The organism is Ketobacter alkanivorans, assembly GCF_002863865.1.
GTDB lineage: Bacteria > Pseudomonadota > Gammaproteobacteria > Pseudomonadales > Ketobacteraceae > Ketobacter > Ketobacter alkanivorans.
Genome location: NZ_CP022684.1, coordinates 4,288,833 through 4,305,246, shown reverse-complemented (window position 1 = coordinate 4,305,246; position 16,414 = coordinate 4,288,833). Strand labels below are relative to the sequence as shown.

Annotated in this window: 13 protein-coding genes; 12 read left to right on the top strand and 1 reads right to left on the bottom strand. The window is 54.8% G+C overall.

Annotated features, from left to right (window positions below; translation table 11 throughout):
• The first annotated feature begins 37 nt into the window (after positions 1–37).
• The 4 genes from Kalk_RS18415 (at position 38) to Kalk_RS18400 (ending at position 5,272) form a co-directional block, all read left to right on the top strand.
• The gene (locus Kalk_RS18415) at positions 38–982 is read left to right on the top strand and encodes a GGDEF domain-containing response regulator (protein ID WP_199767961.1); all 945 of its coding nucleotides are present in this window, start codon (positions 38–40) and stop codon (positions 980–982) included.
• Positions 983–1,018: 36 nt separating this feature from the next.
• Positions 1,019–3,091, top strand: coding sequence for a TonB-dependent receptor plug domain-containing protein (locus tag Kalk_RS18410; RefSeq protein ID WP_101895645.1), 2,073 nt, complete (start codon positions 1,019–1,021; stop codon positions 3,089–3,091).
• A gap of 89 nt (positions 3,092–3,180) precedes the next feature.
• Positions 3,181–3,693 (top strand): hypothetical protein, encoded by a 513-nt coding sequence (locus tag Kalk_RS18405; RefSeq protein WP_101895644.1) that lies wholly within the window; start codon positions 3,181–3,183, stop codon positions 3,691–3,693.
• Positions 3,686–5,272 (top strand): sensor histidine kinase, encoded by a 1,587-nt coding sequence (locus tag Kalk_RS18400; RefSeq protein WP_101895643.1) that lies wholly within the window; start codon positions 3,686–3,688, stop codon positions 5,270–5,272. Before Kalk_RS18405 ends, Kalk_RS18400 begins: the two co-directional genes overlap by 8 nt.
• Before the next feature lie 95 nt (positions 5,273–5,367).
• On the opposite strand, the gene Kalk_RS18395 is transcribed toward Kalk_RS18400, so the two are convergent.
• Entirely contained in the window at positions 5,368–6,498 is a 1,131-nt protein-coding gene (locus tag Kalk_RS18395; protein ID WP_101895642.1) for an NADH:flavin oxidoreductase, read from the bottom strand.
• 163 nt (positions 6,499–6,661) lie between these two features.
• Here Kalk_RS18395 and Kalk_RS18390 point away from each other — a divergent pair, with 163 nt between their 5' ends.
• From Kalk_RS18390 to Kalk_RS18355, 8 genes are all read left to right on the top strand, one after another.
• Positions 6,662–8,200 carry a carboxylesterase/lipase family protein gene (locus Kalk_RS18390; protein ID WP_101895641.1) on the top strand — a complete coding sequence of 513 codons (1,539 nt, stop codon included), beginning with the start codon at positions 6,662–6,664 and terminating at the stop codon, positions 8,198–8,200.
• Positions 8,201–8,274: 74 nt separating this feature from the next.
• Complete coding sequence (gene rapA, locus Kalk_RS18385) at positions 8,275–11,127, top strand: RNA polymerase-associated protein RapA (protein WP_101895640.1); 2,853 nt, start codon at positions 8,275–8,277, stop codon at positions 11,125–11,127.
• Positions 11,124–11,747, top strand: a complete 624-nt coding sequence (locus Kalk_RS18380; RefSeq protein WP_101895639.1) for a pseudouridine synthase — start codon at positions 11,124–11,126, stop codon at positions 11,745–11,747. Before rapA ends, Kalk_RS18380 begins: the two co-directional genes overlap by 4 nt.
• A gap of 63 nt (positions 11,748–11,810) precedes the next feature.
• Positions 11,811–12,455, top strand: coding sequence for an alpha-ketoglutarate-dependent dioxygenase AlkB family protein (locus tag Kalk_RS18375; RefSeq protein ID WP_101895638.1), 645 nt, complete (start codon positions 11,811–11,813; stop codon positions 12,453–12,455).
• An 83-nt stretch (positions 12,456–12,538) separates the two neighbouring features.
• On the top strand, positions 12,539–13,210 hold the full coding sequence (locus tag Kalk_RS18370; RefSeq protein ID WP_158643574.1) for an ATP-dependent zinc protease family protein: 672 nt from the start codon (positions 12,539–12,541) through the stop codon (positions 13,208–13,210).
• Positions 13,207–14,745: an inactive transglutaminase family protein gene (locus Kalk_RS18365; RefSeq protein WP_101895636.1), complete on the top strand. Its 1,539-nt coding sequence runs from the start codon at positions 13,207–13,209 to the stop codon at positions 14,743–14,745. The genes Kalk_RS18370 and Kalk_RS18365 overlap by 4 nt, the downstream gene beginning before the upstream one ends.
• The gene (locus tag Kalk_RS18360; RefSeq protein WP_101895635.1) at positions 14,742–15,704 is read left to right on the top strand and encodes an alpha-L-glutamate ligase-like protein; all 963 of its coding nucleotides are present in this window, start codon (positions 14,742–14,744) and stop codon (positions 15,702–15,704) included. The genes Kalk_RS18365 and Kalk_RS18360 overlap by 4 nt, the downstream gene beginning before the upstream one ends.
• Positions 15,701–16,282, top strand: a complete 582-nt coding sequence (locus Kalk_RS18355) for a TetR/AcrR family transcriptional regulator (RefSeq protein ID WP_101895634.1) — start codon at positions 15,701–15,703, stop codon at positions 16,280–16,282. Before Kalk_RS18360 ends, Kalk_RS18355 begins: the two co-directional genes overlap by 4 nt.
• Positions 16,283–16,414 lie beyond the last annotated feature (132 nt).

Here is a 16,414-nt window from a genome sequence, read left to right as displayed (position 1 = left end):
CGAACCGTAAATGGTGTAAACCAAGGTGGCAGTACTCATGATGATTCCCTACGAAAATAGCTATAAAACCCCAACCGTTCTGATTGTGGACGATGTACCGGCCAATCTGGACGTACTGGTGGAGAACTTGCAACAGGAAAACATAGAGCTGGTCGTGGCGTTGTCCGGCGAGGAAGGTTATCGGCTGGCCAACGAAATCAAACCTGACCTGATTCTGTTGGACATCATGATGCCCGGCGTGGACGGCTACGAAACCTGCCGCCGCCTGAAAGCCACTCGGGAAACCACCGACATTCCTGTTGTGTTCCTCACCGCAAAGGATAACGAGCGCGACATCGAACAAGGGCTGTGCCTGGGGGCTGTGGATTACATCAGCAAACCGTTCTCCATGCCGATTCTGAAGGCTCGCCTGCGCAATCATCTTGCGCTCAAGCATAAGAGCAACCTGCTGGTACAGTTGGCCTGCACCGACGAACTGACCCGCGTCGCCAACCGACGCCACTTTGATTACGTCATCGAGCGCGAGCTATCACGGGCACAACGCAATCAGACTGATCTGTCTGTCATCATGATTGATGTGGATCACTTCAAGCTATTCAACGACCACTACGGTCACCCCGAAGGGGATCGCTGCCTGAAACAGGTATCCCGTGCGCTCAGCAGTGTCTTGCATCGCCCCGCTGACTTATTGGCCCGTTATGGAGGCGAGGAATTCATCGTACTACTGCCAGAGACCGACGCTGACGGTGCCGCCGATATCGCTGAAAAATTACGTCAGGCCGTGTTCTCTTTATCGATCCCCCATCAGAATTCCGATTCTGATGATCGCGTCACCATCAGCCTGGGGGTAGCAACCTGCCGACCGAAAGAATCACAAATCGTAGAAGACTTGCTAGAATCAGCAGATAAGGCGCTCTATCAGGCGAAAACTCATGGCCGTAACCGGTTCACCGCCGCCTGCCACTCAACTCACCATAACTAGAATGAATGCGCCTGTGTTTGGGAGCACACCTCGCTTATGAAGCAAGCCATCAAATCCAACCGGTTCTTCACCTTGTCTGCTGCCGCCCTGTCGGCGACCCTTCTTTCTACTGCAACCCCCGCCGATTCACTTTCCGAAGAAGGTGAACTACTTGCGTTGCTAACCTTGCTGGATCAGGAAACCGAACTGGCCACTCAAAGCAAAATGAACGCCGATTACGTACCCGGCATGATCACCATTCTTCATGGCAGCCAAATGGAAGCCTATGGTGCCACCACCGTTGCTCAGGCGCTCAACAATGTGGCGGGGTTTTATATCACCAACAACAACACCGGTGATTATGTCACCACTGTACGGGGAATCGGTGCCAGTTTAACGGCCAACAACCTCAAAGTGATGATCAACGGCGTGCCCGTTAACCGTCCGGTGGACGGCTCTGCCGACTGGGTGATGCGGCTACCCCTGACTCAGGTGGAGCGCATCGAAATCATCCGTGGTCCGGGTTCAACTCTGTATGGCGAATTTGCGTTTTCCGGTGTCATTAACGTACTTACCAAAAAAGCCAACCGGGCCGCCCTGTCTGCCGGGAACGACCAGCACACTCAAATCGACGGCATGATGCATCACCGATTTGGGTCAGGGCTGACGCTCTCGGCCAACCTGAACCATCGGGAGCGGGATAACAGCGGAGATCAAACCGGCGTGGATAATTTTTACCGTCAGGGCCTGGGCCATTCACCGGGGGACATCTACGATCACGAACAGGGTGACGTGGTGTTTGTCGACAGTGAATATCAGGGCTATCGCCTGCAACTGCATTACACGGATGTGGAACGGGGTGGCTGGTACGGACGCAATGCCGCGCTGCCGGAAGACAAAGAACCCCGCAAAGAAACCGTGATTAACCTGGATTTCGACAAATCCTGGTCACTGACCCCGGACTTGAGTCTGGGCATCAATCTGAACGCCTTGCAAACTGATCTGGATTACGCCACTTATCTGCCGATACCAGCGGGCGTCTCCGGCCCTGGCGGCAATCCGATTCCAGCCGATCGATTCCGGCAGGACAAAAACAGCGACGAGTCCAAGCGAGCAAAATTATACTTACACTGGAATGGATTCGAGCATCACCAGGTTTTTTTCGAAGCAAGCCAGGTTCACAGTGAAGTAACCGATTCCTCCCTCACGCTCTACCCGGATGGCCAGGATCCAATCTACCCAGGGCCAGACGAATCCCTGGTACTGGAGGGAGCCAAACGCCAACTCACCAGTGCAACGCTGCAGGATCAATGGCAAATACTGGAAGATCTAGAATTGACGCTGGGCATACGTCATGATGATTATGACGACTGGGGCGATGCCACCTCCCCACGCTTGGCCGCTGTATGGCGCAGCAACGATCAGCACATTTTCAAAATTCAGTATGCGGAGGCGTTTCGACCTCCGACGTTGGCAGATCAAAACCCAGGGCCCAACACATTCCAGGGCGTTGTGTATAATCCGTTGAGCGCCGAAACGCTGAAAAGCACAGAGCTTTCCTATCTATACAACGGAATCAACACTACCTTTCGCTCCACCCTGTTCAATATACAAGTGGATAACCTTATAGAATTTCATCTGCAACCGGGGCAGCCACCGGAATGGCGCAACCGGGGAGACGTCAACAGTTCGGGCATTGAGCTGGAATGGGAGCAACAACTGAATCGTGAGTGGCAATGGCTGGCTAACCTGTCCTATTCCGACGCCGAAGACAAATTCGAAGCAGACCAAACACTGGTGGGGTCTGTGGAATGGCTGGGCAACCTTGGACTGCGTTGGAGTGCCTCACCAAGGCAGCAGCACTCTATTTGGGTGAACTATGTGGGCACCCAGGAGGGCTGGGATAGCATCCGACCAAACCGTGCAACCGAGTTCGATGATTACACAACCGTGGATTATTGCTTTAGCCTGACTCGCGTTGCCGGGATGGAAGGGTTATCCCTCATAGCCAGTATCAATAACCTGACCGATCGAGAATATTCAGTGTTAGCTAACCCCGCCCAGTATCCTTACGGGCTGCCACAGGGCGGTCGATCAGGCAGGCTGCAACTGGCGTACGACTTCAATTAACTCCGCCCATGCTCTCAACACGAGGTTTTAGAATGAACAGCGTAAGGCGGCTCCTGATCAGGCGACTACTGATTGGGGCGTTGCTATGCATGCCATCCTTCAGCGTACTGGCCGATGAGTTTATTCAGCGGCGCGCCGACGTGGGGCTGAAGCTGTTCCGAACCTTTGTTACTGCCGATCTGGATATTGAATCCAAGGCACAGGAAGACCAACTGCTGGTCATCCTCACCTACGCCAATGACGCGTCCACCGCCCAGGAGCATCAACAAAAGCTGCAAAGCACATTCACGTCACTGAACAACATCCCGGTTATTGTCCGGGCCGCTAACATTCAACAGATTCTAAAGCAAACCAACCCCAAACCCGCTGCGCTCTTTATCAGTCAACCTCTCAATGACGACGAACGCAAGACGCTGGTGAACTACAGCATTACACAAGGCGTCATCATTTTTTCGCCGTATGAGGGCGATGTGGAGCAAGGCATACTGGCGGGTATTTCTGTACAGGCCACGGTGCGCCCCCTGATCAATATGCACACATTGCAGAAAGGAAAATTCCACATCAAACCCTTTTACCTGAAGGTGGCTAAGCACCATGAGTAATGGAACCCTACCCAAGGTAAAAGCCTGGTATAAACGCCAACAACAGTTCGCCGCGTTATACACCCAACTGTTGATCAGTGCTTTTTTCGTTCTTCTGATTGTGCTGTTTCTGTGGTCTGCCGATCACTTCTGGGAAACCACCCAACAGCCCCGCCTGTATAAAGCCGCCGAAACCCAGGCCCAGGTCTTGGCGGAATCCCAATCCGCTGTGCTGGTTGCCACCCTGGAGCGCACACCGGTGGCATTGTTGCCTGCCGCGCTCCGAGAAACCGTGCAAAAAATGCTGATTGTGGAAGACCCCGCTATCGGCGAGCGCTTTATCCGTCAGCTTACCCTGCAAATTGATTACAGCACCATTGCCGTGGAAGAAGGAAGCTTAGACCTGATCGAGGGTGAGCCCAACTGCAATGCTTGCTTTCGTACCGATATCCTCCTCACCAACGATACAGGCGATATCCTGGGGGTAGCCGGGTTCAGCATCAGCGGCGGCTACTATCAATCACTGATTGCCGAAATGAAACCCCGCCTGTTTGCCGAATCCAGTACTGTGCTGATTCTGGTGCTGATCATCTGGGTCATGGTGTCGGTGATCTTTCACCGCCTGCACGCCGCCAAACGGGTGGTGGAGGCATCCGACCAAGCCAAAACCCGCTTTATGGCCAATGTGACCCATGAACTCCGAACGCCCTTGAATGCGATTTTAGGCTATACCCAACTTTACAAGCAGGATAGCCAGTTGATGCAAAAACATCGACAAGGCATCGAAACCATCGATCGCAGCGCGGATCATCTATTGCTTTTGATCAACGACATTCTGGAGTTCTCTCGCGCCAATGAAGAATCCATGACGCTTCACCCCGCCGAAATTGACCTGGCGAATTTTCTCATCACGCTGGTGGAAATGATCCGAGTGAAGGCGCAGCTGCAAGGGCTTGAATTTCACTATCACTTTGATGAGGTATTGCCAGTCACGATCGTAGCCGACGAAAAACGGCTCCGGCAGGTGTTACTGAATCTACTCAGTAACGCAGTTAAGTTCACCGAACAGGGTTCCATTACGTTTCGCGTGCAAAAACTATCAGACCGCGCTAACGGGCTGGCCCGGTTGCGTTTCAGCGTGGAAGATACCGGTATCGGCATCAACCGTAAGCAACTGCGGGATATCTTTATTCCCTTCCATCAGTTGGATAACGCCATTACTCGGGCAGAAGGTACCGGGCTGGGGCTGGCCATCAGTCAGCGTTTTCTCACCATCATGGATGCCAATCTGCAGGTTGCCAGTAAAGTGGATGAAGGCAGCGCCTTTTGGTTTAACATCGATGTTCCCGCGCAGGGGCAGCAATCCACGACGGCCCTGCTGGAGGGCACCGGCACTAGGCCGCTGACTTACCCCGACCCTGCCTGGATACAACAGCTCAAGGAGCAAGCCAAACGGCACAACGTCCTGGGTATCCGTAACCTCATTAGCGAATTGCAACAGCAGGGTCAGCATGAGGATTTTCTACATCGGATTCAGCCCTTCGTGCAGCAATACCGTTTTAAGCAATTGCTGGAATGGCTGGATCAGCAGGGGCAATGACGCATTGGGCTTATCCATTATGAATCACACCAAACGGGCACAAAAAAGGCGGAGTGGTTAACCCCGCCTTTTCAATTACCGGTTACGCTACCCGATCAATACAACTTGCCAATCGAAGCCCGATCAAAGTCTGCAAGCTCATCAAACCGGCCCTGCTCTACTTTCACCACCCATTCAGGATCCTGCAGCAGCGCACGGCCTACGCCGATCAGATCAAACTCACCTTTTTCCATGCGCGCCAGCAATTCGTCGATGCCGCGCTGACCAATGCTGTCCATCGGGGTGGCAGAGAGCGTGCCTTCCAAAAAGTCTACGTTAAGGCCTACACTGCCGACAGAAATAGAAGGCTTACCGGTGATCTCCTTGGTCCAACCTGCCAGGTTCAGATCGGAGCCTTCAAATTCAGGCTCCCAAAAGCGACGCTGGCTGGCGTGAAAAATGTCCACACCGGCTTCTGACAGGGGTAACAAAAATTGCGTCAGCAATTCCGGTGTTGGCGCCAAGCGTGCGGTGTAGTCTTGTTGCTTCCACTGAGAAAAGCGGAAGATCACCGGAAAGTCAGGGCTAACCCGCGCCCGCACCGCCTTCACGATGTCGATGGCGAACTGGCTGCGCTTCTCGAATGAGCCACCCCAGCGATCGGTGCGCTCGTTAGTGACCTCCCAAAAGAACTGGTCGATCAGGTAGCCGTGAGCACCGTGGATCTCAATAGCATCACAACCTATGCGTTCGGCATCCGCTGCGGCTTGAGCAAAGGCATCGATGCAATCCTGCACTTCTTGCTCGGTCATGGCGTGGGCTTTGTACTTGCCTGCCGAGGTGATGCCAGAGGGCCCCATGCCCGGCACATCGGGGTTGGGGGCAACGCCTGCTTTTCGCACCGTCCCGACATGCCAAAGTTGCGGGGCGATTTTGCCACCGGCAGCATGCACGGCATCCACGACTTTTTTCCAACCGGCCAACGCCTCTTCACCATGAAAAGCAGGTACACCGGGATAACCATTAGAGGCAACCTGGCCAACCGTAGTGCCTTCAGTAATAATCAGGCCCACATTGTTCTCGGCCCGACGTCGGTAGTATGCTACAACATCGTCATTGGGTACGAAGCCCGGCGACATATTGCGCGTCATGGGAGCCATAATGATTCGATTGCGCAGCTCCAATGATTTGCACTGGAAAGGTCTAAATAAGGTGGAAACCGACTTGGACGGGGCCTGCAGGCTCATAGCTGACTCTCAACTGCAATGGATTAGAGCCAGTATTGTAGGTGGGATACCCCACTGGACAGAACGGGGATAAGCGTCAATTTTAGGGCAGATACTGCCGAAATCACCCTATTATGGTGATTACCGAAACAACCTCTTAATAATTAGATAAACAGGAAAGTCTATGTCGGTGAGTGTGAACACGCCTTGTGGCGAAATTATCGGATTGCAGTGTGAAGGTTATCAGGAATTTCGCGGTATCCCCTATGCGGAACAGCCGATTGGCGTTGCTCGCTTTAAGGCTCCGGAACCACTACTGCCGTTCGATGAGCCCTTTAAGGCGGAGCGCTTTGGTGATTCGGCCCCCCAGGACAAAATCCCCCTGTTTGGCATCAACCACACCAGTGAAGACTGCCTCTATCTCAACATCTGGACCCCGGCCAGCGACGACAAAAAGCGCCCGGTCATGGTGTGGATTCATGGCGGCGGCTACCTGACCGGCTCCGGCTCGCAGCTGATCTACAACGGCCGCAGCCTGGCGATGAGTGGTGATGTGGTGGTGATCTCCATTAACTATCGTCTGGGGGCACTGGGCTTTCTCTACCTGAATGACTTAATCAGCGCCGACCACGGCATCAGCGCCAATAATGGGCTGCTGGATCAGATTGAAGCCTTACGCTGGGTGCGCAACAACATTGCCAGCTTCGGTGGCGACCCAGGCGACATCACCCTGTTCGGAGAATCCGCCGGAGCCATGTCCATCGCCACCCTGCTGGCCTGCCCCACGGCCCAAGGCCTGTTCCAACGCGCCATCCTGCAAAGCGGCGGAGCCGACCAGGTACTGACCCGGGATGAAGCCACCCAAATGGCCCGCAAGTTTCTGGAAGTCACCGACATTGACCCCGCCCACCCCGAGAAACTGTGGCAGCTGTCACCGGATCAGATCGTAAAAGCCCAACGACAACTTGCCAAAATGTCGTTTGATCGTGGCATTTACAATCAGGAAGTGCGCCAGACCGGCATGACCCTGCTGCCCGTGGTCGAAGGCAATATCCTGCCGCAGACGCCCTTATCCGCCATCAAAAACGGCGATGCCAAGCACATTCCCCTGATGGTGGGCTGTACCCGTGACGAATGGAATCTGTTTATCAAAATGCCCGGTGCCGAAGGCCTGTTCTCCCAGGACAACGTAAATGACATCGAAAAGCTGGATCTGATCAAGCAAATGGAACAAAGCCTGCCCGGCATGGGCGAGCGCGCTGCCAATCTGTATGAAAAGCTGGTGCAGCAAAACAAACAGAACGGCACCCTGGCGGATGTGTATAGCGCCTTTGAAAGCGACCGCATGTTCCGCATTCCCTCCCTGCGTATGGCAGAAGCCCAAAGCGATCATACCGACAGCGTCTACATGTTCCAGTTCAACTGGGACAAAGGCGGCTTTGGCGCCTGTCATGCCAGTGACATCCCCTTCGTCTTCGGCTGTACGGAACACCCTGCAGGCCAGTTCCTGTGCGGCACCCATGAAGCCGCAGCCAAGCTCAGTACCCACGTGCAAAACTGCTGGATCGCGTTCGCACGCTCATCCGACCCCAGCACCGACGGCGTCGGCAAATGGCAGGCCTTTGACCGTGAGAACCCGGTGGTGATGTGCTTTGATGAGGTGTGCGAGCTGAAGACCGATCCCTTTTCAGACTCGGCCGATTTATGGGAGGGGGTTTTGTAACCCCCTAATCTCTGAAATCCACCATCATCTTTGGTAGAATACCGCGCAGCAATTTACCGGAGAAAGTCAGTACCATGAGCGAACAGGTTTTTCACGTCGGCCAACGCTGGTCCAACACCGCTGAAACCGACTTGGGGATAGGCATTGTCACCCAGGTGGACGAGCGCATCGTCACCCTATTCTTCCCCAACACCGAAGAATTACGCAATTACGCCCAGGCCAATGCCCCTCTCACCCGGTTGGAATTTCACCCGAGAGACATGATCGAGACCGATGACGGCACCAACTATCGGGTACTGACGCGCCATGAAGAAGAAGGCCTCTACTTCTATGAGGCGCAAAGTGACGACGGCGAAGTTAAAATACTGTGCGAAAGCCAGGTACAGGGCAGCAGCAGTATGCCAGAACCCTTGAAGCGACTGTTACAAGGGCACTTTGAGCACTACAAAACCTTCGGTATGCGCGTGAAAACCTGGCAGCTTCACTCACAATACGACCAGCACCCCGCCAAAGGCTTCATGGGGCCTCGGGTCGATCCGATTCCGCACCAATTCCACATCGCACAAACCGTCGCCAAACACTCACAGGCGCGGGTCATGCTGGCCGATGAAGTGGGCTTGGGCAAAACCATTGAGGCAGGCCTGATCGCTCACCAGCTGCTCATCAGCGGCAAGGTCAACCGCATCATCATACTGGTGCCTGACTCTCTGGTGCATCAATGGCTGGTGGAAATGCGCCGCCGCTTCAATATGCCGGTGCGAGTGCTGGACAACGATCAATGCGAAGCGCTCTGCGAGCAGCAGGATACCGACAACCCGTTTATGTACGAGCAGTTGGTACTGTGCTCCATCCAGTTCCTGCTGAGCAACCAGCGCTGGGCCGAAGCCGCCATGGATTCCCCCTGGGATCTGCTGATCGTGGACGAAGCCCACCACCTTGCATGGCAACCGGATGCACCCAGCCCCGCCTATTCCATGGTGGAAGAGTTCAGCCTTAAGGCAAAGAGCCTCCTGCTGCTGACGGCAACACCAGAAAAAGAAGGCCCCGAAAGCCATTTTGCCCAACTGCACCTGCTGGATCCGCTGCGCTATCAGGATCTGCCCCGCTTTATGGAGCAGCAAGCCAAGTTTAACGACATCGCCCTGATTGCCGAGCACCTGATCGACCACGAAAGCCTCACGGCCGACCAGCTCAACCAGTTGAAGCAACTGCTGAACGACGCCTCCAGCCTCAGCCTGATCGAACAACTGGAACACAACAAAGCTGACAGCCACGCAGCCACTACCCTAGCCACCCGCCTGCTGGATCGACACGGCACCGGACGCGCCCTGTTCCGTAACACCCGCGCCAGCATCAGCGGCTTCCCCCAGCGAGAGCTGACCCGTGTCCGCCTGAAGAGCCCACAGGCCTATCAGGATCTGGCGTTGAGCGGCTTTGAGGATCAGCTGTACCCGGAAACACACCTACCCGAGGCAGAGTGGATCGCCCAGGATACCCGCGTCGAATGGCTGCTGGACATCCTCAAAAAGAACCGCAGCAGCAAGTTCCTGGTGATCTGTCATCACAAGAACACCGCCTGCGCCTTACAGGCTCACCTGCATTTCAAAGGCGGCATCCAGTGCAGCGCCTTCCACGAAGACCTGAGCCTGATTGAACGCGATCGCAGCGCCGCCTGGTTCGCATCCGAAGAAGACGGCGCCCAAGCCCTGATCTGCTCCGAAATTGGCAGCGAAGGCCGCAACTTCCAATTCTGTCATAACCTGGTGATGTTCGATCTACCGGCCAGTATCGACCTGCTGGAGCAGCGCATCGGCCGACTGGATCGTATCGGTCAGAAAAACGACATCCAGATCTACACCCCCTACCTGGCCGAAACCCATCAGCAAAACCTGCTGACCTGGTATGACGAAGGCTTCAACGCGTTTATCAAAACCGAATCCTCCCACAGCGTCGTGTTTGAAAACCTCAACCAGGAGTTCAAAGCGGTCATTAGCCAAGACGACGAAGCGGCTCTGGATGCGTTGATCGACACCACCCAGCAACGCATTGCTGAACTGCATGAGCGTTTTGTCCACGGCCGCAATCGCCTGCTGGAAATCCATTCCCGCGGTGACGACAGCGTAGAACCGCTGATTGAAGCCGTGATCGGCAGCGACAACGATCCGCACCTGAAAGATTACATGGAAGGCGTATTCAACACCTACGGCGTTGACGAAGAAGACCTGTCGGACGACATCGTACTGATTCGCCCTGGCACCTCGCTGGAACACAGCAGCTTTCCCAACTTGCCAGAAGACGGCTTCAGCGCAACCTACGACCGCGCAGTGGCACTGGGTCGGGAAGACATCGAATTCATCAGCTGGGATCACCCCATGGTGCGCAACGCCATGGACATGATCATCACCAGCGGCAAAGGCAGCTCCGTCATGAGCCTGCTGAAAAACAAACAAATAAAAGAAGGCACACTCCTGCTGGAAGCCCTCTTTATCGTGGAATGCCCCGCCCCCGCTGAGCTGCAACTGGGTCAACTGCTGCCGGCAACCCCAGTGCGCCTGCTGCTGGATCAAGCTGGCCGCGACATCAGCGCCGCCGTCACCACCGATGCCCTCGACAAACAACTCAAGCGCGTCAAAGGCGACCTGATCACCCCCATGCTGAAGGAAATTCAAGATCCGGTTCTGGCCATGCTCGGCAAAGGCAACGAACTCATGGAAGCGCGCAAACAGGACATGGTGGAGAAAGCCCAAGCCGCCTTCCAGAGCTATTGGGAGAGCGAAAAGCAACGCCTGCAAGCCCTGGGCAACCCGGCAGACAACGCAAAAGCCCTACAGGACGTCGACAAGCGCCTGCAAAAAGGGCAGGAGCTGCTGGCCAAGAACAGCCAATATCGGCTGGATGGCATTCGCATCATGATCACCATCTCTTGAGCCTGGATATCCTGTTTCAGGATGAGCATCTGCTGGTGGTCAACAAACCGGCAGATCTACTCTCCGTGCCCGGCCGGGGGCCAGACAACCAAGACTCCATCGCCACCCGCGCCAGCGCCTTATATCCCCAGGCGCTGGTGGTGCATCGACTGGACTGCGCCACCTCCGGCGTCATGGTGCTGGCCAAAACCAAGCAGGCACAAAGCGAGCTGAGCCGTCAGTTTCGTGATCGGGAAACCGAAAAAACCTACCACGCCATCACCTGGGGTGAATGCCCCGCCCAGCAGGGCAGCATCGACTTTCCCCTGATCGCCGACTGGCCCAACCGCCCCAAACAGAAAATCTGTTACGAAACCGGCAAACCCTCCCTTACCCGCTACCAACTGCTGGAACAGGACGGCCAACGCAACCGGCTGCTACTGATACCGGTCACCGGCCGCTCCCATCAACTACGGGTACACACCATGGCCCTGGGCATGCCCATTCTGGGGGATCGCTTCTACGCACCAGAGGCCGTCATCGCCATGAGCCCGCGCCTGTTGCTGCATGCCCACACCCTGACCTTCCAGCACCCCGTGGACAAACACAGCATGACCTGCACCGCAACTCTGCCGTTTTGACGGTTGCAGGGCACCAATCCCCCCTGTAGCATCAATGCATCATCCCGGCGAAAGGCCTCAACCATGAGCCAAGAAGACCTGTTCATATTTGGCGACGTGCCCCTGCAAAGCGTCGAACTGATTGAGTTGGAAGACGGTGAAATACTGTGGGCACGACGTTTCTACGATGAAGACACCGCCCGACAACTGTATTCACGCCTGCAGGAAGAAATCCCCTGGCGGCAGGACAACATTCGCATAGCCGGCAAAGAAACACCGATACCCCGCCTGCAGGCCTGGTTCGGTGATCCCGGCATCAGCTACACCTATTCCGGCCTCACCCTGCAACCCAAGCCCTGGAACGACACCCTTCAGCACATAAAAGAACAAATCGAAAGTTACAGCGACACCCAATTCAACAGCCTGCTCGCCAATTTATACCGGGATGAACAGGACAGCGTAGGCTGGCATGCGGACAACGAGCCGGAACTGGGTAACAACCCGGTCATTGCATCTTTATCATTGGGTGGTGAACGGACGTTTCAGCTCAAACACCGGCAGCACCCCGAACGCAAGCTGGAGCTGGAACTGCGTTCCGGTGACCTGCTTATTATGAAGGGAGCCATGCAACACCACTGGCTGCACCAAATACCCAAATCAAAGCAAGCCTGTTTACCCCGAATCAACCTCACATTCAGAAAAATAAATAAGGCCAGCACCCCCAAATAGAGATGCACAGCCACATCGCTCCCATTACAATGTGCAGCTCTTATTTCGGACACGCACTGCCAAAGGTCCAGACCACCCATACTATGACGAACATTATCTGCTTACTCATGAAACCCCTCACCCGCTGCCTGCTAGTGGCCCTTATGTTCATGGCCACAAGCCAGCTACAAGCAGCCGACAACAGCAAAGAGCTGTCGGAGAAGGTTATTCTTGGCTGGATAGAAAACGTTCATCTGCAGCCGTCAAACCTGAAAGCCAAGGCCAAACTGGATACCGGCGCCAAAACCAGCTCGATCCACGCCAAAAACATCGAATTTTTTGAAAAGGACGGCGACCGCTGGGTGCGCTTTCAATTCGCCAACAACACCCGTCTGAAAGCAAGCTCGTACACCTCTGGCAAAAGCAAAAAAGTCATCACCATCGAGACACCACTTACCCGCAGCGCGCTGATCAAACACCACAAACACAGCAGTGTAGAACGCCCGGTCGTCACCCTGCCCTTTACCCTGAACGACGTCGAATACGAGGCTGAATTCACCCTGACTGACCGCAGCAAATTCCTCTACCCCGTACTGCTGGGCAGACGCTTTCTCAAAAATGTTGCCATTGTCGACCCCGGCAACACCTTTTTGCGCACCCGCACCATTCCTAGAGAGGAATCAGACACAGCAGAACCGGCGCCAGAGCAAAATAGCCAAAACAGCACCGCCAGCCCGACCCAAAACAAAAATGAAAAGGCCGACATAGCCCAATGAAAAACCAAAGAATCAACGTCGTCGCGTTGATATTGATCGCCATTGCCCTGAGCGCCGTATACTACAAACACGAAAAGCTGGGCTTACCGCTAAAACCGGCAGAGCAGTCGGAGGTCTGGACCGTAGAAGCCAAACTGCAATTCAAAGCCAACGGCGGCCCGGCCAAGGCCAACTTCTACATACCCCGCGATCCGCCCGGCTTCATCAAACTCAATGAAGATTACATCTCCAGCAACTATGGCCTCGCCACAGAAAAGGATGAAGTTAACCGCGAAGCCTTGTGGGCCGTACGCAGAGCCAAAGGCAAACAGGTTCTGTACTACCGCATGGAGTTCACGCGGGACAACAGCAGCACCAAACCCAGAACGGCTCCCAAGCCCAGCTATCCGCAGGTGCCTGATTACGAAGAGCCACTTGGCTCCGCCGTCAGAGCGCTGCTTAAAGAAGTGCGCTCCCATTCAGCCGACGTCATCACCTTCACCCGGGAACTCTTGCTGGAGCTTAACGACCCCAAACCTGATCAGAACATATCCCTGATCAATAAAACCGGCCATGGCTCGGTGGAGTGGGTACGACAGCTGGTTGACATACTGGCAGGTGCCCGCATTCCCGCCCGCATCGTCTACGTATTGCCGCTGCAGGATCTGGTAAAGCACGGCACCCTCATCCCCTGGATCGAAGTACACAACGATTTTGAATGGATTGCCTTCGATCCCGTCAGCGGCCGCCAGGGTTTCCGTGAGGATGTTCTGGTATGGCGTACCGGAGATGACCCACTGGTGACCATTTCCGGTGGCCAACCCGCAGAAGTGGACTTCTCCATCTCTCGTCATGCCTTGTCCCAGGTTTCAATCGCCGAACAGTGGGCAAGACAAACCGAATCCCGCCTGATGGATTTTTCGTTATTTGCCCTGCCGGTACAAACCCAAAACGTGTATCGCATCATCCTGATGGTGCCGTTGGGTGCCTTGGTCATCGTGATGTTGCGCAACCTGGTTGGACTGGCCACGTTCGGCACCTTCATGCCAGTGCTGATCGCCTTGGCGTTCCGTGAAACCTCATTGGTGTGGGGAATCATCATGTTCACCATGCTGGTGATTGTGGGGCTGGCTTTGCGCCTGTACCTGGAGAAACTCAAATTACTGCTGGTGCCTCGACTGGCCGCTGTACTCACCATCGTCATCATGCTGATTGCCGTATTCAGCATCATAAGCGTGCAACTGGAGCTGGAGCGTGGCCTGTCGGTAGCCCTGTTCCCCGTGGTCATACTGGCCATGACCATAGAGCGCATGTCCATCGTACTGGAAGAAAACGGCTCACATGAGGCCTTTAAACTGGGCACGGGCAGCATGGTCGCTGCCATCCTCGGGTATTTAGTCATGACCGATGAATGGCTCGGTCACATCATCTTCGTCTTTCCCGAAACCCTGCTTATCGTGCTGGCCATCACGCTGATATTGGGCCGATACACAGGCTATCGCCTGCTGGAATTGTGGCGCTTCCGCGGCCTGATTAAAGAGGCCGACAAGCCATGAAAATGCCGTGGACCCGTTTGCGGGAACTGGGCATTGTCGGCATGAACCAGCGTAATGCCGAATTCATCATGCCCTATAACGAACGCCGCTTTTACCCCTTGGTGGATAACAAAATCATCACCAAGCAGCGGGCACAGGAACACCACATCCCAGTCCCCAAGCTCTATGGTCACATTGAGCTGGAGCACCAGACCGCCCACCTGGCCTCACTGCTGGCAAACCACAACGAGTTCGTCATCAAACCCGCCAATGGCAGCGGCGGCAACGGCATTATGGTCATCGCAGGCAAGACTTCAAATGGCCACTTCCGCAAAGCCAATGACAGCGTGGTGCACCTGGACGAAATCAAGCACCACATATCCAATATACTGAGCGGCATGTACAGTCTCGGTGGAGACAACGACAGCGCCATTATTGAATACCGGGTGCAATTTGATCCCTGCTTCGAAGACGTCTGCTTCAAAGGCGTTCCAGACGTGCGGCTGATCGTGTTTCGGGGGATCCCCCTGTTTGGCATGATCCGCCTGCCCACTCGCCAGTCCGATGGCCGTGCCAATCTGCATCAAGGAGCGGTGGGAGCAGGCATAGACATCTGCAGCGGCATCACCAACTTCGGCGTTATGCACTCACGCCCCGTGACCCAACACCCGGATACCGGCTGCGCCATCTCAGGCATTCAAATCCCCCAGTGGGATCGTATTCTGGAAATGGCCGCCAACTGCTATGACCTTGCGCCACTGGGTTATCTTGGGGTCGATATCGTGCTGGACAAGCAGCTTGGCCCCATGATGCTGGAACTGAACGCCCGCCCCGGCCTGGCCATTCAAATCGCCAACGGCCAAGGGCTGGAGCCGATTCTAAAATACGCTCAACTGCTGGGCAGTATCCCCGCCTCCGCCGCCAAACGGGTTAAAGTCGGCAAAAATATCCGGCGCAAATTTTCCAAAGAGGGTTTATGAGCGATCACAAAGCCGAACGTCGCCAACGAATTCTGTTAGCCGCACGGGAAGTGTTCGCCAAAGAAGGCTTCCGCAACGCCGAAGTAAAAACCATTGCCACCCTGGCAGGCGTGGGCAAGGCCACCATCTACAAACATTTTGACAGCAAAGAAGATCTACTGCTGTCTGTGGTGCAGGCCGATCTCCAGGCCATCCGCGACATCGCTCTCACCCACCTGGTCGGTGCTGGCCACCCCTTACAGCGGTTCGAAAATACCTGCCTGGCCATCGCCAATTATCTGGATCACAATCGCAACTTCTCCAAAGTGCTGATCAGCGAAGCCGGCGAGTTCATGCCAGAAATCCAGCGCCTGCATCAGGAAGTCGTGTTCGCCAATCAGGCCTTCGCCGATGCGTTCTTCGACGCCATGAAAAGCGAAGGCGCTCTTCCCAACATTCCTAATCAGATTTTGCTTAACCTGCTGATGAACCTCACCATTGGTACCGTCTATTCCTGGACACTGAATAAAGAGCAGGATCTGCGCAGTGAAGTGGAACAGCTGTTTGATTTGTGGAAAAAAGGTACAGAATCAAAGTAAAACGATACGAATATTACCGTTTTGTCGCATCTTGTTACGTATAGCTAATTGCCTACCCGAGTGCTTTGCGCGATATTTAAAGCAAGGGAATAATAATAACGCAATCAAGTTAGGGGTCGGGTGGGAAGGAGC